21 protein-coding genes are annotated in these 16,993 nt (G+C 73.6%); 8 read left to right on the forward strand and 13 right to left on the reverse strand.

What is annotated here, in order from left to right; genetic code table 11:
• Positions 1-248: 248 nt before the first annotated feature.
• The 3 genes from ACIGYR_RS06435 to ACIGYR_RS06445 form a co-directional block, all read right to left on the reverse strand.
• Positions 249-782 (reverse strand): hypothetical protein, encoded by a 534-nt coding sequence (locus ACIGYR_RS06435; RefSeq protein ID WP_399601847.1) that lies wholly within the window; start codon positions 780-782, stop codon positions 249-251.
• Complete coding sequence (locus tag ACIGYR_RS06440; RefSeq protein ID WP_391837205.1) at positions 782-1,057, reverse strand: hypothetical protein; 276 nt, start codon at positions 1,055-1,057, stop codon at positions 782-784. Before ACIGYR_RS06440 ends, ACIGYR_RS06435 begins: the two co-directional genes overlap by 1 nt.
• A gap of 103 nt (positions 1,058-1,160) precedes the next feature.
• Entirely contained in the window at positions 1,161-1,415 is a 255-nt protein-coding gene (locus ACIGYR_RS06445) for a hypothetical protein (RefSeq protein ID WP_399601851.1), read from the reverse strand.
• Positions 1,416-1,710: 295 nt separating this feature from the next.
• Here ACIGYR_RS06445 and ACIGYR_RS06450 point away from each other — a divergent pair, with 295 nt between their 5' ends.
• Both ACIGYR_RS06450 and ACIGYR_RS06455 read left to right on the forward strand, forming a co-directional pair.
• A complete protein-coding gene (locus ACIGYR_RS06450; RefSeq protein WP_399601854.1) occupies positions 1,711-3,768 on the forward strand; it encodes an NAD-binding lipoprotein in 2,058 nt (685 codons plus the stop codon).
• Between the two features lie 372 nt (positions 3,769-4,140).
• Positions 4,141-4,740, forward strand: a complete 600-nt coding sequence (locus ACIGYR_RS06455; protein WP_399601856.1) for a transglycosylase SLT domain-containing protein — start codon at positions 4,141-4,143, stop codon at positions 4,738-4,740.
• A gap of 100 nt (positions 4,741-4,840) precedes the next feature.
• Here the strand turns inward: ACIGYR_RS06455 and ACIGYR_RS06460 are convergent, their stop codons facing one another.
• On the reverse strand, positions 4,841-5,014 hold the full coding sequence (locus ACIGYR_RS06460) for a hypothetical protein (RefSeq protein WP_399601858.1): 174 nt from the start codon (positions 5,012-5,014) through the stop codon (positions 4,841-4,843).
• A gap of 165 nt (positions 5,015-5,179) precedes the next feature.
• On the opposite strand from ACIGYR_RS06460, the gene ACIGYR_RS06465 reads away from it, so the two are divergent.
• Entirely contained in the window at positions 5,180-5,674 is a 495-nt protein-coding gene (locus ACIGYR_RS06465) for a MarR family winged helix-turn-helix transcriptional regulator (RefSeq protein ID WP_399601860.1), read from the forward strand.
• A 44-nt stretch (positions 5,675-5,718) separates the two neighbouring features.
• Here ACIGYR_RS06465 and ACIGYR_RS06470 read toward each other — a convergent pair whose 3' ends face one another.
• Positions 5,719-6,879: a PP2C family protein-serine/threonine phosphatase gene (locus ACIGYR_RS06470; protein ID WP_399601863.1), complete on the reverse strand. Its 1,161-nt coding sequence runs from the start codon at positions 6,877-6,879 to the stop codon at positions 5,719-5,721.
• Positions 6,880-7,062: 183 nt separating this feature from the next.
• Between ACIGYR_RS06470 and ACIGYR_RS06475 the strand changes: the two genes are divergently transcribed.
• Together ACIGYR_RS06475 and ACIGYR_RS06480 are read left to right on the forward strand one after the other, a co-directional pair.
• Complete coding sequence (locus tag ACIGYR_RS06475; protein ID WP_391838235.1) at positions 7,063-7,497, forward strand: MarR family transcriptional regulator; 435 nt, start codon at positions 7,063-7,065, stop codon at positions 7,495-7,497.
• 450 nt (positions 7,498-7,947) lie between these two features.
• Positions 7,948-8,430 carry an ATP-binding protein gene (locus tag ACIGYR_RS06480; RefSeq protein ID WP_399602352.1) on the forward strand — a complete coding sequence of 161 codons (483 nt, stop codon included), beginning with the start codon at positions 7,948-7,950 and terminating at the stop codon, positions 8,428-8,430.
• Positions 8,431-8,549: 119 nt separating this feature from the next.
• Here ACIGYR_RS06480 and ACIGYR_RS06485 read toward each other — a convergent pair whose 3' ends face one another.
• Entirely contained in the window at positions 8,550-8,810 is a 261-nt protein-coding gene (locus ACIGYR_RS06485) for a GlsB/YeaQ/YmgE family stress response membrane protein (RefSeq protein ID WP_391837191.1), read from the reverse strand.
• A gap of 68 nt (positions 8,811-8,878) precedes the next feature.
• Positions 8,879-9,238 (reverse strand): STAS domain-containing protein, encoded by a 360-nt coding sequence (locus ACIGYR_RS06490; RefSeq protein ID WP_399601866.1) that lies wholly within the window; start codon positions 9,236-9,238, stop codon positions 8,879-8,881.
• 435 nt (positions 9,239-9,673) lie between these two features.
• On the opposite strand from ACIGYR_RS06490, the gene rpmG reads away from it, so the two are divergent.
• The 3 genes from rpmG to ykgO are packed head-to-tail and all read left to right on the forward strand — an operon-like array spanning position 9,674 to position 10,302.
• Positions 9,674-9,838: a 50S ribosomal protein L33 gene (rpmG, locus tag ACIGYR_RS06495; RefSeq protein ID WP_399601869.1), complete on the forward strand. Its 165-nt coding sequence runs from the start codon at positions 9,674-9,676 to the stop codon at positions 9,836-9,838.
• Positions 9,839-9,885: 47 nt separating this feature from the next.
• Positions 9,886-10,146 (forward strand): type B 50S ribosomal protein L31, encoded by a 261-nt coding sequence (locus ACIGYR_RS06500; protein ID WP_399601872.1) that lies wholly within the window; start codon positions 9,886-9,888, stop codon positions 10,144-10,146.
• Between the two features lie 33 nt (positions 10,147-10,179).
• Positions 10,180-10,302, forward strand: coding sequence for a type B 50S ribosomal protein L36 (gene ykgO / locus ACIGYR_RS06505; RefSeq protein ID WP_391837185.1), 123 nt, complete (start codon positions 10,180-10,182; stop codon positions 10,300-10,302).
• Here the strand turns inward: ykgO and ACIGYR_RS06510 are convergent.
• The 6 genes from ACIGYR_RS06510 to ACIGYR_RS06535 form a co-directional block, all read right to left on the reverse strand.
• Positions 10,283-10,912 carry a hypothetical protein gene (locus ACIGYR_RS06510; protein ID WP_399601876.1) on the reverse strand — a complete coding sequence of 210 codons (630 nt, stop codon included), beginning with the start codon at positions 10,910-10,912 and terminating at the stop codon, positions 10,283-10,285. The two genes, ykgO and ACIGYR_RS06510, sit on opposite strands and share 20 nt — an antisense overlap.
• Positions 10,913-10,965: 53 nt before the next feature.
• Positions 10,966-11,838: a hypothetical protein gene (locus ACIGYR_RS06515; RefSeq protein ID WP_399601878.1), complete on the reverse strand. Its 873-nt coding sequence runs from the start codon at positions 11,836-11,838 to the stop codon at positions 10,966-10,968.
• A 245-nt stretch (positions 11,839-12,083) separates the two neighbouring features.
• Complete coding sequence (locus ACIGYR_RS06520; protein ID WP_399601881.1) at positions 12,084-13,097, reverse strand: DUF5914 domain-containing protein; 1,014 nt, start codon at positions 13,095-13,097, stop codon at positions 12,084-12,086.
• Positions 13,094-14,119, reverse strand: coding sequence for a phytoene/squalene synthase family protein (locus ACIGYR_RS06525; protein WP_399601884.1), 1,026 nt, complete (start codon positions 14,117-14,119; stop codon positions 13,094-13,096). Before ACIGYR_RS06525 ends, ACIGYR_RS06520 begins: the two co-directional genes overlap by 4 nt.
• A complete protein-coding gene (crtI, locus tag ACIGYR_RS06530; protein ID WP_399601886.1) occupies positions 14,116-15,657 on the reverse strand; it encodes a phytoene desaturase family protein in 1,542 nt (513 codons plus the stop codon). Before crtI ends, ACIGYR_RS06525 begins: the two co-directional genes overlap by 4 nt.
• Positions 15,654-16,982 carry a polyprenyl synthetase family protein gene (locus tag ACIGYR_RS06535; RefSeq protein WP_399601889.1) on the reverse strand — a complete coding sequence of 443 codons (1,329 nt, stop codon included), beginning with the start codon at positions 16,980-16,982 and terminating at the stop codon, positions 15,654-15,656. Before ACIGYR_RS06535 ends, crtI begins: the two co-directional genes overlap by 4 nt.
• Between the last annotated feature and the right edge of the window lie 11 nt (positions 16,983-16,993).

The raw sequence follows: 16,993 nt of genomic DNA on the forward strand, positions 1-16,993 counted from the left end.
GAGGGCGAATCGCCCAGCCCGAGTATCGCGGCGTTCGACGACCTGTCAGATGGCTAATCTGGCCACAGCCGCACGGAAGTCCGACCGCTCGGCGGACGCGGCGGCACGGACATCCCCTCACGTGTCTCAGAAGAGTGCGGTCCAGGTGAACACCTCCCGCGACGGCGAAGAGGTGGTGCGGGGACGGCTCGCTGAGCACACGTCGAAGACGTGGCTGCCCGGGTGGAACGGGCAGCCACGTGTCGTCGCTACCGGGGTGCGGGCGCGGGGCTCCGGCCGCGCAACGCGCCCTCCATGGCGCACAGGCGTCGGTGCTGGAGATTGCTGCGGTGGATGTTCCAGCCGATGAAGACGACGGTGAGCACCGCGAAGCCGATGGCCTGACGAACCGTGCCGGTCAGCACCATCAGCACGGTGACGGCGGTGAAGAGCACCGCGAGGCCGACCAGGGCCGCCACCCGGTGGCGCATACGGTGGAGGCGCTGTGCCACGAGGTCGCCCATGGCCCTGCGTTCCTCCGGGGCCGAAGGAACCTCACTGCGCCGCAACTTGTCGTCCAGCGCCACGACATCGTCCGTCGAGCCGCCGGCGGCCCGTTTCTCGTTGCGCCGCCGGTTGAGCACCACGGCGACCGCTCCCACGGACATGACCGCGGTGCGCACCAGAACGGACAGGACGGAACGCCCCGGGAACAGCAGCATGATGAGGGCACTGGCGACGAGAACGGAGAGGACCAGCTGCAACCACAGATGCCGGGCGAGGAGGAGCCGCAGGCCCCGCATCACCGGCCCCCGGGGACGGACCGCGCCCGGCGGCGGGCGGCCGCCACCCGCACCCCGAGTGCCGCGGCCAGCAGGACCCAGGCCACACCGCCGTAGGCCCATCGCGCGGAACCGAGCGCGGAGCCGACGGACTCCAGCACCGCCCAGACCGCCAGCACCACGCACAGGCAGGTCCACGCGATGTCCGAGACGCGACTGCGTAACTGGTCGCGTTGTCCGGTGCCGGGGGCGAGCGGTCCGATCTCCGGGGCGGGCGCGTCTTTCCGTGGGTGCACGAGTCTTCTCCTTTCACCGCTGGCTGAGAAATGCGGATACCCCCCCGCGGTTGCGTGCACGCCGCCGCCCGGCCGGAAGGGCCCCGTCGGTTCGCGCGGTCCGCTAGACCCCGTCGACGCCCGCGCCCACCCCTCCCTCCGCCGCCCGGTCGGCGCAGGGGCGCGCTCCGGCCTCCCAGAGGCACCAGGTCGACCACAGCAGCAGGACGAGGAAGACGGCGAGCAGGCCCAGCAGCACCACCGTCTGCCGGGCCGAGCCGTCACCCCGTATCAGGCCCAGCAGCAGACAGCATGTCCAGGCCACCACACCGCAGACGTACACCGCCCTCAGCCGTCGCAACTGGCTTACCGAACCCATCGTCACCCTCCCCGGAGCCCTGTCACATCGCCCTGCCGGTACCCGCGTCCGGCGATTCCACCGCACCTGCTCGTGGCGCCTCGGGCCCGCGGGGGAACGAATGCCCGGCATCGCGGGCGCGCGCTCCCCGCGCCGACGGTCGCGCCGGGCCCTCCCGAACGGATGAATACCCCGGTGGCACGGCGTGTCGGGAGCGACCGGACAACACGCTGGGACACGGAAGACCGTGAGCGGACGTCAGGGGGCTGATGGGGTGGGACGGCGGCAGACTTCGTTAGGGGACCGGGCGCGCTACGTGTTCGACAGACGGCTGGCCCGCAGTACGGGGACGCTGCTGAGCTGGCTGGCCCTGGGCTGTCTCATGATCGTCGTGCCGGTCAGTGCCCTGCTCGTGTGGATGGACCCGCACGCGCCGCGCTCGCTGTCCGGCCGGCTCACGGCGGTGTGGCGCACCAGTGCGGAGACCCTGCGCCTGGGCGTCGCGACCGGCGCACCGCCGCGGATGCTGCTCTCCGTGCTGCTCGGCCTGATCGCCCTGCTGTGCGTGTCGACCCTGGTGGGGGTGATCACCACGGGCCTCGGTGATCGGCTGGCGGAGCTGCGGCGGGGCCGTTCCACCGTGCTGGAGCGCGGGCACGCGGTGGTGCTCGGCTGGTCGGAGCAGATCTTCACGGTCGTCGCCGAGCTGGCCGCGGCGCGGGCCGGCCGGGGACGCGGGGTCGTGGCGGTGCTCGCCGAGCGGGACACGCCCGAGATGGAGGAGGCGTTCGCCGCCACGCTGGGTGAGCTGCGGAACCGGCTGGTCTGCCGAACGGGATCGCTGACGGACCCCGCGGCCCTGGCCCTGGTCGCGCCGGGTTCGGCGGGTTCGGTACTCGTGCTGCCGGCCGAGGGACCCGACGCCGACCTGGAGGTGGTCCGGACCCTGCTGGCACTGCGGCCCCTGGTCGGTACGGGAACCGGACCGCCTGTGGTGGCCGCCGTGCGGGACCGCCGCTATCTGCCCGCGGCGCGCCTGGCGGCCGGCTCACGGGGCGTGGTGCTGGAGACGGACCTGACGACGGCGCGACTGCTCGTGCAGTCGGCACGCCGCCCGGGGCTCTCGGCCGTCCTGCGGGACCTCCTAGACGTCGCCGGGGCCGAGTTCCACATCTTCGAGGCCCGGGATGCGGCGGGGCTGTCCTTCGGCGAGATCGCGTTGCGCTTCGAGTCCGCATGTGTGGTGGGTGTGCTGCGCGCCGACGGCCATGCCCTGCTCACCCCCGGTCGGGGGACCGTGCTCGGGGCCGGAGACCGACTGGTCGTCGTGGCCCACGACGACACGGCCGAATCGCCGGCCGGCCGCGGTGAACTCGTCGACGCGACCGCCTTCGCCCCGCCGGGGCCCGGCGCCGAGGGCCCCTCACGCGTGCTGTTGCTGGGCTGGAACCGCCGGGCACCGCTGATCGTGGACCTCTTGCGCCGGACCGCCCGCCCGGGCTCCGTCCTCGACGTGGTCACCGAGCCGGACGACGGTGCGGTACGGACACCGCCCGAACGCCCCGAGGACTCCGGACGACTCGACATCACCTGTCACGTCGGGGACCTCGCCCGCCCCGAGACCCTGCGCACCTTCGACGCGGTCGGCTACGACAGCGTCATCGTGCTGGGACCGGACTGCGGGACCGGTGTGCGGCGGCCCGACGACCGGACCCTGCTCACCCTGCTGATCCTGCGGTCACAGGAGGAGGAGTCGGGGCGTGCCCTGCCGGTCGTGGCCGAGCTGTGCGATCACCGCAGCCGGGCCCTGGCCCCGCTGGGCAGGGCCGCCGACGCGGTCGTCCGAGGGGAACTGACCGCCTTGCTGATGGCCCAGCTCTCTCAGAACCCCGCGCTCGCGCCCGTGTTCGAGGAGCTGTTCGCCACCCGGGGCGGCGCCCTTGGCCTTCGCCCGGCCGGGCAGTACGTGCTGCCCGGCCGGGCGGCATCCTTCGCGACGGTGGTGGCCGCCGCGCTACGGCGCGGCGAATGCGCGATCGGCTATCGCGCGCACGCCTCGCAAACCCCGTACACCACGCAGACCGCGCAGACCGCGCAGACCGCGCAGACCGCGCAGACCGCGCAGACCGCGCAGACCGCGCAGACCGCGCAGACCGCGTACGCCTCGCACGCCGGGCGCGGCGACGACGGCGTCCGGCTGTGCCCCGGCAAGTCCGAACGACGCGTGTGGGCGGCCGAGGACGAGATCGTGGTCGTGTCGGCGCCCCCGGGGGAGCACGGTGGGGGAGCCGACGCGCGGCAGGAACTGCCCCGGATGCGACGGCAGACGGAGACGAGCGACACCCCCGCCGGAGACCCCCCGGAAGGACAGTGAGACGCGTGGCCGGGCCGTCCGTCCGACGGTCCGGGACGGACGGCCCGGCGGCCGGCGGGCGGCGCCAGGGACGGTGCCCTGCCCGGGTGGGGCAGGGCGGTCTGTGCGCGCTTGTGGGCGGACACCCAGGCGCCGGCGTCCGAGCGGACCGGTGCGGCCGTGGTGACGCGCTCGCGAGAGGGGGCACGGGCGGGCAGACATCGTGGACGTGGGCGCGGGAGCGGGCGACGCGCCCGGGGCGGGTGGGAAGCCGGGGGTCCGGGCCAGGACGGCGGATTGACGCTTCCGCGTGCGGGCACGAGCAGCTCACGGAGGCGGGCGCGGGTGAGTTCACCGCGCCGCCGGCACATCACCGGGGAGAGCGGGCGGAGCATGACCGAGGAAGCGACCGTGACGAGGGAACAGGGACCGGCACCGGTCGGCCGCGGCAGCGCCCCGACCCCGCCGCTGCGGCCGGGCGCCTACGATCCGGCCGACTACGCCGCCTCCGTGGTGCGCAGCGCCGAGGAGGCGGGCGTGTCACCGGTGCTGTTGATGTCCGTCCTGCACAACGAGGCGTACAAGCCGCACCATCCGCTGCTGGAGCGGCTGTGGCAGTGGTGGAAGCCGGAGGCGTCCTTCGGCGTCGCCAACATGCACCGGGCGACGTTCGAGCGGGTACGACGTGCGCACGGCCTGGCATACCGGTGGGAGGAGCTGCGCGACGACCCGACGCTGGCCATCCACGCGGCGGCCCTGCACCTGAAGGACCTCGACCGCGGTCTGCCGACGCGGCACACGCGCCGCTGCACCCGGGACGAACTCCTCGCCCTGGGCTACAACGCGGGCGAGCGCAACATGCGGGCCTTCGCCCGGGGCGTTCCCCCGGGCCCCATGGCCCGGTCCTACCTCCGTCGTCTGCGTGCCAACCGGCACCGGGCGGCCGAGGCACTGGCGGCGGCCGACGGCCGCCACCGCGTCGTCGATGGATGAGTACGGTCAGGGCGCCCCGGAGCGGCGGTACGGCGTCCTCAGCGTCCCAGGAGCAGGCCGGCGCCACGGACGTCGGCGTGGATGCCGTCCTCCCCTACCGTCACGCGCCGCAGACTCGCGGGCCCGGTGAGCTGTCCTCGGTGAGGAAGTCCTCCAGCGGATCGTCCGCCGGTGAGGCCAGTTCGTCGTACGCGCTGGGGGTGGGGGGAACCGGTTTCGGGGTAGGCGCGTCGGACTGGACGGCTTGATGCGTCGGTATGTGGGGGGTACGCATCGGTAGATCTGATCACATACTCCTCCCGGACGCGCAAGCCCGGCCTTTCGCCTCGGCGGCTGACGGTTGAGGCCGCGAGTCGGGCTTGCGACGGAGCCGATCGGGTACCAGCGGCAGTGAGAGGGGCGTCATTGCGGCCCGGGGCTGACTGAAAGTGATGTTTTCGTGACCCATCTCGGCGGCCCCGGTGACGACCGGGCGAGTGTGGGTGAGAGCGCGCGGGCCGCCGCACTGGAGATCACCGACGCCGTGGAGAGTCTGGCGACTCTTTGGTCGTTGGCGGCACAGGACGCGACGCTGCGGCTGTCGCTGCATCAGTTGCGGGCGCTGCGAACGCTGGAGGCGGCGCCGGGCCTGAACCTCACCGCCTTGGCGGAGCGGCTGGACATCGGGCTGCCCACGGCGAGTCGGCTGTGTGACCGGCTGGAGGCGGCCGGTCTCCTGGAGCGTGTGCTGCACCCGCACAAGCGGCGCGAGGTGCAGTTGAACCTCACGAGGCACGCGCGGCGCGTCCTCGGGGACGTGGCCAGGCGCAGGTCGCTGGCGCTCGCGGTGGTGCTGGAGGGGATGAAACCGGCGGACCGTGCCGCGTTGAGCCAGGGCCTGCTGGCCTTCCTGGTCGCGCTGGACGAAGGGCCGCCGGGCCCCGACGCGCAGTGACGTGGCCGGCGCCCGGCCGCCTGTGCCGCCGGGCGGTGACCGCGTCAGCGTCCGTGCCAGTCCAGGCACACCACCAAGGCGTCGTCGTCGGGGACGGGCCGGCCGCGGTGCCCCGACAGTTCCCGCAGGATGGCGCGCGGAACCCCGGCGGCAGGCAGCAGCCGGGTCGACTGGATCGCCCGGGCGAGCGCGGAGTCACCGTACGCCTCGCCCTTCGGGTCGGCGACGGCGTACACACCGTCGCTGACGAAGACCAGCCTGTCGCCCGGCTCCACCCGGAACTCCTGGACCACGTAGTCGGTCTCCTCGAACATGCCGAGCGGCAGCTGGGCGTCGAAGGCGATCCGCTCCACCGTCCCGCCGCGCAGCCGCAGCATCTGCGGGGACCCGGCGTCCACCGCCCGCACGCGGCCCGTGGCCAGGTCGAAGTCGAACATCAGCACGGAGAGATAGCAGTCGCCCCGGTAATGGGCGTAGACCGCCTGATCGGCCAGGGCCGCCTGGTCCGCGAGAGCAAGGCCCGCCCGGCGGGCGTTGCGCAGGGCGTTGATCGCCAGATTGGTCAGCAGGGCGGCTTCTATACCCTCGCCCATCCCGTTGGTGACGTACAGCATCAGGTGGTCCCCGGTCGAGGACCAGTCGAAGTTGTCACCGAAGATCGCGTAGGCGGGTTCGAGCTGGGCGCCCAGTTCGTATTCCGGGCGGGTGCACGAGCAGCCGGGCAGCAGCTGCCACTGCATCTCGGCGGCCAGGGTGAGCCGATCCTTGCGGCGCGCCTGGACATACAGGTCGGTGTCGCGCTCGGCGACGACCACCTCGTGGCCGAGCACCTCGGCGATCTCGGCGAGCTCCGTCAGCCCGTCCCGGGCGGTCTCCTCCTCCGGCAGGGTCACCGACAGCACACCGAGCCGGTCGCCGCGCACGCTGACGGGCAGATGCACGCGGACCAGTCCGTCCCGCTCCGGCTCGACGAACGGCTCCTGTGCGCCGAAGGCACGGCCGGCGGTGCTGCCGTGGACCGGCAGCGGCTGGGGTGAGTGCGGCAGTGCTGAGACCGGCTGCAGTACGGTCAGGCCGTAGTCGGCCATGAACAGCTCGGCGGACCGGGCCGCGTAGTGCTCGGCGAGCACGCGTCGAACGGCATCGGGCAACTCGTGCGGTGCCGCCGTGCGCAGGGCGCGTTCGGCGGTCACGAATCTGTTCACGATGGAAGAAACACCAATCCTTTGTCGGATCTCGCATGGCGGCGCTCGATCGGTCCGCGCCGGTCGTGCAGGACATCTGTCATCGGCTCGCGTCCCTAGTAGGCTGGCAACCGTCCCAGAGCCTGCGAGAGTGTGACTGTGACTGCCTTCCGACACCTGCCACAGCCCGACGAGGTCGCCCGTGTGACCTCTACGGCCGGTGAGCTACTGGAAGTGCTCTGGGGCCGCGCCTCCACCGCGCCCGCGTCCGCGTCCCAGCTGCGCGTGCTGCTCATCCTCGAGCACCACGAGGGCATCAACCTGCGCACCCTCGCCGACTCCCTCGCCTCCACCCCGCCGTCCACCAGCCGGCTGTGCGACCGGCTGCAGGCCGCCGGATTCGTCGACCGCGTGGTCGGCCCCACGGACCGGCGCGAGGTGCGGCTGTACCTGAGCGGCCGGGGGCGTGCCTTCCTCGACGACCTGCGGGCGCGCAGGGAGAGGGAACTGCAGGAAGTCCTGACGCTGATGCCGGCCACCAAACGGGCCGCGTTGCTGGAGGGCCTGGAGGCGTTCTGCGCCGCCGCGGCCACGCAGATACACGACGACACCGAGAGTTCCGGCAGCCGTACGGCCTGATGCGCAGAGCGCGGCGCCCGGCCCGTCGGCACCCTTCGGCGCGAGTGGCCGGAACACGCAGCGGACTGCGTACACCGGAACATCACAAGTCCTTCCCCATGTCTGTCCGACGGTTACTTTGTTGTCTCACGACTGTAGTTGTCAAACGGCAACTGCCTGCCGGTTTGTTGCCTCTGGCCTTCCAACACCCCGAGATTGTGGCTGCCCCGCGGACCTCGGGTACCCCTCGACCGCGAACACTGTTTGTGACGGTGCCGTGTGCGTGGCGTTCGGGCGTGTTCACCGGCCGTGCGCGGCCCGGTGGAATCCGGCATCGGCCTGACCCCGGAGGGGCCGGCCGCGCCGAGTCGGGGGCCCGCCACGCTGACGGGACCTGGAAACACCTGAGCGGCAGAGGGCATGTGTCGCCCGTCGGCGGGTAAGCGTGGGCACATGAACGGGGGCACGCGAATGGAGCCGGTGACGTCAGGATCTGGCGGTGAGGGTGTGACCGGCACGGAGCCGATCCAGGAGATCGTTCCACTCGACGGACAGGGCCCGTGCATCGCCGAAGCCCGGCACCATGCGGCCGGCTTCCTCGCCCGAGTCCAGCGGGAGTACGGGCTGCCGGTGTCGGCGCGGGCGATGGATCTGACCCGGCTGGTCGTCAGCGAGCTGGTCACCAACGCCCGCAAGTACGCGCCGGGTCCGGTGCTGATGGAGCTGCGGGTCGTGGGTGGTCTGGTCGAGGTTGCCGTGTGGGACAGCGATCCGGAGCTACCGGTGGCACGGGCCGCCGATCCGGGCCGCGTCGGGCAGCACGGACTGGAGATCGTGATGGCGGTCGTCCAGGGCTTCGAGGTGCGCAGGGAACCGGTGGGCAAGCGCATCACCGCGCGCATCGCCCTGGCCGACGACCCGGACGGGTCCATCGCGGGCCACCACCTCGGCTAGCCGGGGCGCGACTCGTCGCGGGCAGCCGGCGCCACCGCGGTGCCCTGGAGCGTCCGCCGTGCATGGTTCGGTCCCCCCGGCTCACGCCGAGGGGACCGGTTACACGGGATCACGCGGGGTCAGGCGTGCCGCCGGGCCCACATCGGGCTGACGAGGGCGATCAGGACCGCCGCCACGCCGATCTGGAAGACGTGGCGGATCCAGTCGATGCCTCCGGTGTCCCGTACGCCGAAGGCGCTGGCGAGCCCGTTGCCCGCGAGGCCGCCGAGAATGCCGAGAAGGATCGTCAGCCACAGAGGTATGGGCTGACGTCCGGGGATGACGAGCTTGGCCAACAGGCCGATGACGAGTCCCGCGATGATGGCCCAGAGGAACGACACGACCTCACCTTTCCTTTCACCGAACGTTCGTGCATCTCGCGGATGCCCTCACTTCCCCGTCGTACGCCTCAGGTGTCGTCCGCGCGCATGGCCCGGGCTCTGGAGTGGGTGACGGTGAAGTGCTCCAGGGTGCCGGTGAGGGAGAAGAGCCGCTCGACCGTCGGGTGGAAGGGGCCGAGCAGGATCAGTTCGCGGCCGGCGGCCCGGTGGCGGCGCCAGGCGTCCAGGAGGGCGTTGAGCAGTCCGCTGTCGGCGAACGTCACCTGGGAGAGGTCCACCACCGTCACGGGAAGCGCGGCCTCCTCCACCTCGGCCCAGGCGGCCTGCAGCAGGTCGTTCTCCTCGTAGTCGACCTCGCCGCGCACGGTGATCTCGAAAACTCGGTCATGGCAGGTCACCTTCACGGTAGCCCTGCTTTCCCACTGCATTGCGTCGTCCTCGTGCCCTCGGTCCATGGCCGCGCGGCGCGGCGCCGCCTCGCCCTGCGCGGTTCTCCTACCCCGTCCGGGCCATAAGTTGCCTCCGGACAAGTATTCCTGACGCCAGGCCATGCGCACGCCGCGGCCACCACGTGCCGGACGGTTTTGGCCACAGGCCGGATGGCGTTCGCACCGGTGGCGTCCTTGTCCCGGCCCGGCCGGCCGAAGCGGTCGAGGATGCCGCTCCGAGGTAGGAGGCGCGTAGCGGCCGTCCGGTCCGAAGGGCCTGCCGCCCGCCCGGTGGCTGCCGGGCAACCGGGTGGTCATGCCACGAAAGGGGGATGCCGGGCCGGGAATGCCGTGGGTGCCGGAGGCGTTGTGGCCCATGTGACTGACATGCACTGATCAATAAGGTGGTGTCGGTCCACGGGAAAGGAGAGCCCCATGGCACGCAGCACCGTGCGTCCCGTCGTCCGGCTGAAGTCGACGGCCGGGACGGGCGTCACCTACGTGACGCGCAAGAACCGACTCAACGACCCCGACCGGCTGGTCCTGCGCAAGTACGACCCGGTGGCCGGGCAGCACGTCCTCTTCCGCGAGGAGCGCTGACCGCGACCGCGCCGTTTCCCAGGACAGCCGACAGGAAGGACAACCCCATGAGGCCCGGCATCCATCCCGTTTCCCGCCCGGTCGTCTTCCGCGACCGTGCCGCGGGCGTCGCGTTCCTGACCCGCTCCACCGCCGGCTCGGACCGGACGATCGAGTGGGAGGACGGCGCCACCTACCCGGTGATCGACGTCGAGATCTCCTCGGCGAGTCACCCGTTCCACACCGGCACCTCCCGCGTGCTGGACACCGAGGGCCGCGTCGAGCGCTTCGAACGGCGCTACGGCCGGACCGCGTCCGCCCACAGCTGAGCAGGCCGGGACCCCGGAGGCAAGGAGACAGACATGAAGGTGCGTAAGTCCCTGCGCGCACTCAAGGGCCGCCCCGGCGCCCAGGTGGTGCGCCGACGAGGGGTGACCTACGTGATCAACAGGAAGGAACCCCGCTTCAAGGCCCGTCAGGGCTGAGCGGAGAGCCGATCCTCGTCCCGTCGGGCAGCCGTCCCGTCACCTCGACGGGCCGGCCGCCGGGCGCCCTGACCGCCAGCCACCGGCCGTCGGCGGTGCTCCGGACCGGTGCGGTCACGTCCAGACGCGTCACGGCGCGGCTGCCCGCGACCAGCAGGTACATGGTTCCCGAGGGAGCACGCCACTCGGTGTGCGCCAGCACGTGCTGGCCGAAACGGCTGCACTGCGCCGTGTCGCGGCCACGGCTCACCACACGCGCGGGTGTGCCGCCCGGGGCGAGGAAGAGGTACTCCACGTCGCCCGTGCCGCGCCAGGTGTCAGCACGGGCACAGACCCAGGTGGCATGTCCGGACCGCTCGGGCAGCGGCTGCGTGGCGAACACCCAGTGGTCGACGCTGCGTACGCCCTGCCCGTGCAGCCCGGCCAGGCGACAGGCGGAGGCCGCCCAGCCGCGCAGCCCCGCCTCGCCCGTCGCCTCCCGCGGCGGTCGCGGCAGGGTCCCCGGCCGCGGGGCGGGCATGTACGTCAGATGGGCCGGCACCAGTCCGCCCAGGTCGGCGAGGAGGAAGGCGTGCTCCTCGGCGATCCGGGGCGAGGAACGCAACTGCACGACCGGCACGCCGCGGCACGGCCCGTCGGCCGCTGTCACCGAGCCGGCCGCTGTCACCGCGACCGGCTCGGTGACGCCGTTGCGGTCACGCGTGACCGCATGCGTGCCGACGGAGGGCGCCCGCAGGTCACGGACGGCCGCGGTGGCGATCCACGGGCCAGCAGCAGCCGCACGGACCGGGGGGAACGCGACACGACGACGGCGGCGGTCGTCACGTCCGCGTCCTGGGTGAGGGCGACGGCCAGCTCCGCCTTGCCGCCGTGCGGGGGCTCGCTGTACCGCACCGTGTGGATCCCGTCCTGCAGGAGGACCACTGCGCGGCCGTCCACGTCGTCCGCGAACAGCAGCCGGGTCCCGGGCCCGCCGACGGTGTCTCCCGGCTCCACCGAGCGGCGGCCCCGCCCCGCCGGGTCGGTCCAGGCCCGCAGCGCACGGGCGAGCAGAGCCGTGTCACCGGTGCGCCGGCCACGTGCCGGCCAGACGGCGAAATCGAGGCGCGCGGTGTGCGTCCACGCGTCGGCGGCGGCCTGTCCCACATGCTGCGCCCCGGCTCCGGCCGCCGGGCGCGGGGCCGCGCCGCGGCGTCCGGCGTCGGACGGGAGCGTCAGAAGGGCCGCGCCCGTGGCGGCGGCCAGTGCCAGGACCGCCGCCACGGCCCGCAGCCGGTGCCCGCGGCGCAGCAGGTCCGTGGGGCGGACACGCAGCAGATCCGTGGGGCGGACATGCGGCAGGCAGGGGTCCGGCGCCGGCGACGGCACGGGGCCCGGCGGGCGGTCCTCCGGTTCGCCGCCGTTCATGACGCCCGCCCGGCCGGCGTGGGCGAGCCCCGACAGCCGGACGTAGTGCTCCAGGAGTGCGGCCTCCGCGTGCTCGGCATCGATCGGACGGGAGTGGTGGTCGGCGACCGGCGTCCGACGCTTCGGCATCATGTGGCTCTTACGGGTGACGGGACAAGATGGCTGATCGTTCCGTAGGTCAAACGAGTGATGCCGGTGCCCGTCACCGCCGGTTCGTGGAATGGGGGGTGGAGTCCGTCCCGTGGAGACGTTCGGGACCGTGTCGCCCGGCGAGGGAGTCCGGCCCACGGAGATGTTCGGGACCGTGTCGGCCGGCGGGGGGGAGTCCGGCCCACGGAGACCTTCGGGCTCGTGGGAGCCCGGAGGCGGTCTCGTCAGCCGGGGAACCGGCCCGTGGAGCGAAGCCGCCAACGCCGTTCGGCATAGGCGAGATCGTCCCGCCACAGGCGTCCCGCGGCGCTCCGCACGAGCGGACGCAGCAGCGGTGCCGCCCGGCGGGCGACGGCGAAGCCCGGCCGGTCGGAGGCGGCCATCACCGCTTCGATCACCGCGGTGCGCGGCCGGCCCAGCTCGTCCGGCCCGAGAGGCGTGGCGTGGGTCTCGACGACGGAACCCGCTCCCTCCCCTTCCGTGATGTGCATGACCACCGTGCGCGGTTCGGGGGCGGTGAACACGGCGCGGACGGGAACGACCAGACGCCCCGCCACCTTGAAGGAGACATCGACGGTGAAGGCGTCGTCCCGGTCGCTTCCGGAGCCGTCGGGCGATCCGACCACCCTGAGGTCGACGAACGAGTACGGGTGGAACCACGCACCGTGCCACGGGTCCAGGCGATTGGCCATGATGTCCTCCACCTCACACATCCCCGCGCCGACGTGAACGGCCGTCAGCGCCCGCGCCCGCTCCGGCCGCCGCGCGACGACCGGCCCGGCCAGCGGCGCCTCACCGCCCACCTCGTCCAGCCGCACCCACAGCAGGACGCCGTCGTCGTGCACCGGCAGCGGAGCCCAGCCCGCGCACGGTGTGCCGTCCAGGGCGAGGCCGTGCCAGTGGCACACCAGGGTGCCGCGGCGCACGGGACTGTCCTGCAACGGAGCACCGAGATGAGGGCAGATGCCGGGACCGCCCACCGGCCGGCCGTCGGCGCCGCGCCAGACGACCACCTCCTGCCCCGCCACGGTCCGGGCGAGCGGGCGGTCGTCGCGCAGGCCGGACGAGGCGCCGACGACGTACCAGTTGCCCGACGGGCGGCCCTGGGCCCGCTTCAGCGCCTGTGCGATCACCGCGGGTCTGGCGTCGGGCCACGTGGGCCGCTGGCGCTCCCACGGCACCGGGCGCCTGCGCAGCGAGAGCGGAAGGCGGCGGCGCTCGGCCGGGACGGGGCTCACACGGCCTCCTTCGCGGGCGGTGCGCACACCGTGCCGTGCGCCGGAGCGGGCAGAGGACGCGGCACGGCGAGGCGCCGGGAGGGATGCCGCGCGCGGAGCCGCGCGGTCACCGCCCGCACCGCACCGTCGGCGGCCACCGCCGCCCGGCGCCGGCGCCGCACCACCGCGCGGCGGTGCAGCACCGAGTAACCGTCCCGCGCGACCGCGTCCAGGATGCCGCCGTACAGCACGAACGCGGTACGGATGCAGGGGCGGGACACCGGGTGCAGCATGCCGAGGCCGGGCGCCGCCTGCCGGTAGACACCGCGCGTCAGCGCCTCGAACTCGCGCAGCGCGGCGGTGATGCGCGGCTCGTGCCGGCCGGTGTCCCGGCTCCACCGCAGCAGATCCCGGTCGACCCCGTGGGCCGCCAGCAGATCCGCGGGCAGATAGACGCGTCCGCGGTCCAGATCCTCGCCCACGTCCCGGAGGAAGTTGCTGAGCTGGAAGGCGACGCCCAGCGCCGCCGCGTACGGCGCGGCCTCCTCCCGCGGCGCGACCGTGCCCAGTACGGGCAGCATCTGGAGTCCGATCACCGCGGCCGAGCCGTGCATGTAGCCGCGCAGGTCGGCATAGGTGGCGTAGTCGGTCACGGTCAGGTCCGCGCGCATCGCGGCCATGAAGTCACTGAACAGCGCGTGCTCGATGCCGTACCGGCGTGCGGTGTCGGCGAGCGCCAGGACCACCGGCTCCCGGCTGGCTCCCTCCCGCAATCCCTGGTCCAGGCACCGCCGAAGTGCCGCCAGGACGGTGGCGCGCCGCGCGGTGTCCGGGCCCGCGCCAGGAGCGTCGTCGACGATGTCGTCGGCCCAGCGTGCGAAGCCGTACAGAGCGTGCACGGCGGGCCGGCGCTCGATCGGCAGCAGCCGCGTGGCGAGGAAGTACGTCTTGCCGTGCCGCGCGTTCAGGGCGCGGCAGTGGCGGTACGCCGCGCGCAGCGCCGGGTCGCGGACCCCCGCCGCCTCCAGTTCACGGTCCGTCATGCGGTGGTCTCCTTCTCGGGGGCCGGCGAGGTGTGCGACCGGGCCGGTGCGGGACCCGGCAGACCGGTGATCCGCGCGGCGGCGAGCTTGCCGGACAGCAGTACGGTCGGCACGCCGACGCCCGGTGTGGTGCCGCAGCCGGCGAGGACGGCGTTCTCGGTGCCCCGCACCAGATTGCGCGGCCGGAACGGTCCGGTCTGGCCGAAGGTGTGGGCGGCCGAGAAGGGCGTCCCCGCGGCGTGGCCCTGGGCCTGCCAGGCGGCCGGGGTGACGAGGCACTCCTCTTCGACGGCGGCCTCGAAGCCGTCGAGCCCGCGGCGCTCCAGCTCGTCGAGCAGTGTCTGCCGGTAGCGGGGGCCGAGTTCGCGCCATGCGGTGGCGTCCGGACCGATGTCGGTGTTGGGGCAGGGCGCGAGGACGTAGTGCAGATGGCGGCCCGGCGGAGCCAGCCCGGGGTCGGTGGCCGTGGGCCGGGTGATGAGCAGGGAGGGATCGCTCATCAACCGCCCGGACCGCGTCAGTTCGGTGAACGTGCTGTGCCAGGCCGCGCCGAAGCTGATGGTGTGGTGCGCCAGCTGCGGCCAGGTGCGGTTCGTTCCCGCGTGCAGCACCACGGCGGACGGTGCGTGCCGCAAGCGCAGCGGACGACGGGGCCGGCGGCCGAGGAGCCGGTAGGCGACGGGGAGGTCCGGAGTGAGCACCACGGCGTCGCACGGGATGCGGTCCCGGTCCGTGACGACGGCGGTGACGCGGCTGCCCGAGCGTTCCAGACGGGTCACCTGCTGCCCGTACCGCAGGTCTGCGCCCGCGTCGGCGGCCGCGTCCGCCATGGCCCGAGGCAGCGCGTGCATGCCACCGCGGGGGAAGTACACGCCGGCGACGGTGTCCATGTAGGCGATGACGGCGTACGCGGCCAGGGCGCGGGCGGGCGGCACACCCGCGTACAGCGACTGGAAGGTGAAGACCCGGCGCAGCCGGTCGTCCCTGAGGAACCGTCCGATGCGCGCGTCCAGCCGGCCGAAGCCCCCGAGCACGGCCAGCCGGGCCAGGTCGGTGTTCAGCAGATTCAGCGGGGAGTCGAAGTTGGTGTCGATGAAGCGCCGCATCTGAGCCCGGTGGAGCTTCTCCAGCCAGTCGCGCAACCGCAGGTATCCGGCCGCCTCGCCGGGCCCGGCGAACCGCTCCACCTCCGCCGCCATCGCCTCGGCGTCGGTGTGCACGTCGAGCGCGCTGCCGTCCGCGAAGCGCGCCCGGTAGGCCGGCCGCAGCGCGGTCAGTCCGACCCGTCCGCGCAGGCTGTCGCCGACCGCCGCGAATGCCTCGTCGGCGATGTCGGGCATGGTCAGCACGGTGGGGCCGGTGTCGATCCGGTAGCCACCCACGTCGAGGCGACCGGCCCGTCCGCCGGGTCCCACGTCCCGCTCGACCACGGTGACGCGGCGTCCGGCGCCCAGCAGGTGCAGGGCGGCCGACAGCCCGGCGAGGCCGGCCCCCACGACCACGACGTGGTCGGTGCGGCCGGGCAGCGTGCGCCTCATCGGCCGGGCTCCTGCGCCCCCGAGGAGGCCACGGAGCCGGACGCGGCCGGGTCCGGTTCCCCGGCCTCCTCGGAGAGGGGTCCGCCGCCGTCGGACGCGGCCCCGTCGGCGGCGGAGGCGAGCAGCCGGCGGAGCCGGTCTCCGGCCCCGTGCTCGGGCACGACACCGTCGAGACTGCGCAGTCCCTGGGCCACCAGCCGGCCGATCCTGTTCTCGACCGCGGCACGGGCCCCCGTCCTGGTCAGCACGGACCGGACCCGGTCGAGACCCGCCTCGGTGAGCCGGGCGTCGCCGAGCGAACGGCGCAGGACGGCCAGGGCGAGGCGGTCGCCCTTGGCCTCGGCCCGGACGTGCGCGAGGGCGACGAGACAGGTCGGCTTGCCCTCGCGGATGTCACCGCCGGAAGGCTTGCCGGTCCGCCCGGACGGGGCGAAGACGTCGTCCAGGTCGTCACGCAGCTGGAAGGCCGTGCCGATGGCGAGGCCGGCGGACGACAACGCGCGCGCCGTGGCCTCGGCGGCACCCGCCAGGGCCGCGCCCAGCGCCAGGGGCCGCTCGACGGAGTACCTGCCGCTCTTGAGACAGGCCGCTCGCAGCGCCCGGGGCAGCGAGTACGACCCGGTGATCTGGCCCTGCACGTCCAGGTACTGACCGGCCACCATCTCCGTGCGCAGGTCGCTCCACAGGCGCCGCACGACGGCCTCCGCCGGGAAGGCGAGAGGCGTCTCGGCCACCATGTCGTCCGACCAGGCGAGCGCCAGATCGCCGGCCAGGAGCCCGCCCGCCTCGGCGAACCGGCCGACCCGCTCGGGGGTGGCCGAGTCGGCGTAACGGGCACGCAGATCGGCGTGCAGCGCGGGGCGACCACGTCGCAGTGCCGAACCGTCCATCACGTCGTCGTGCACGAGGGCGCAGGTCTGCAGCAGTTCGAGCGCGGCGCCGATCCGCAGGGCGGATGCGACCGGCGGCTCGTCGGGGCCGCCGCAGGCGCGCAACGCCCACCACAGCAGCTGTGAGCGGATGCGTTTGCCGCCCGCCCGGGTGAACCGCGCGACCGGCCCGGCCAGCTCCTCGGCGAACAGGGCGTCCACGGCATGCGCGCGCGCCACGCGGTCGGCCAGGACGTGGTCGAGCACCCGGCCGACGGCGGCGGGTACGTCCGCGTCGACCACCCGTGCGTCATCGAGCCCTGCCGGGATCCCGCCGGGAGCCGCACCGGTTCCCCCGTCCGGGCGCACTCGGACGGGGGAACCCGACGGCGGCCCCGGGCACGGCCCGGGTGGCGGTACGGCCGCCTCGTGTTCCTTCGCCTGTGTGGGGCGCATCCCGGTTCCTC

It is taken from the genome of Streptomyces sp. NPDC053076 (assembly GCF_044546845.1).
Taxonomy (GTDB): Bacteria; Actinomycetota; Actinomycetes; order Streptomycetales; family Streptomycetaceae; genus Streptomyces.

Coding starts and splice junctions, on each gene's coding strand:
- ACIGYR_RS06490 (WP_399601866.1), bottom strand. CDS start 9,238: ATGCAGTGGGAAAGCAGGGCTACCGTGAAGGTGACCTGCCATGACCGA.
- ACIGYR_RS06500 (WP_399601872.1), top strand. CDS start 9,886: ATGAGGCCCGGCATCCATCCCGTTTCCCGCCCGGTCGTCTTCCGCGAC.
- ACIGYR_RS06455 (WP_399601856.1), top strand. CDS start 4,141: ATGACCGAGGAAGCGACCGTGACGAGGGAACAGGGACCGGCACCGGTC.
- crtI (WP_399601886.1), bottom strand. CDS start 15,657: ATGAGGCGCACGCTGCCCGGCCGCACCGACCACGTCGTGGTCGTGGGG.
- rpmG (WP_399601869.1), top strand. CDS start 9,674: ATGGCACGCAGCACCGTGCGTCCCGTCGTCCGGCTGAAGTCGACGGCC.
- ACIGYR_RS06535 (WP_399601889.1), bottom strand. CDS start 16,982: ATGCGCCCCACACAGGCGAAGGAACACGAGGCGGCCGTACCGCCACCC.
- ACIGYR_RS06525 (WP_399601884.1), bottom strand. CDS start 14,119: ATGACGGACCGTGAACTGGAGGCGGCGGGGGTCCGCGACCCGGCGCTG.
- ykgO (WP_391837185.1), top strand. CDS start 10,180: ATGAAGGTGCGTAAGTCCCTGCGCGCACTCAAGGGCCGCCCCGGCGCC.
- ACIGYR_RS06435 (WP_399601847.1), bottom strand. CDS start 782: ATGCGGGGCCTGCGGCTCCTCCTCGCCCGGCATCTGTGGTTGCAGCTG.
- ACIGYR_RS06445 (WP_399601851.1), bottom strand. CDS start 1,415: ATGGGTTCGGTAAGCCAGTTGCGACGGCTGAGGGCGGTGTACGTCTGC.
- ACIGYR_RS06460 (WP_399601858.1), bottom strand. CDS start 5,014: ATGCGTACCCCCCACATACCGACGCATCAAGCCGTCCAGTCCGACGCG.
- ACIGYR_RS06480 (WP_399602352.1), top strand. CDS start 7,948: ATGGAGCCGGTGACGTCAGGATCTGGCGGTGAGGGTGTGACCGGCACG.
- ACIGYR_RS06515 (WP_399601878.1), bottom strand. CDS start 11,838: ATGCCGAAGCGTCGGACGCCGGTCGCCGACCACCACTCCCGTCCGATC.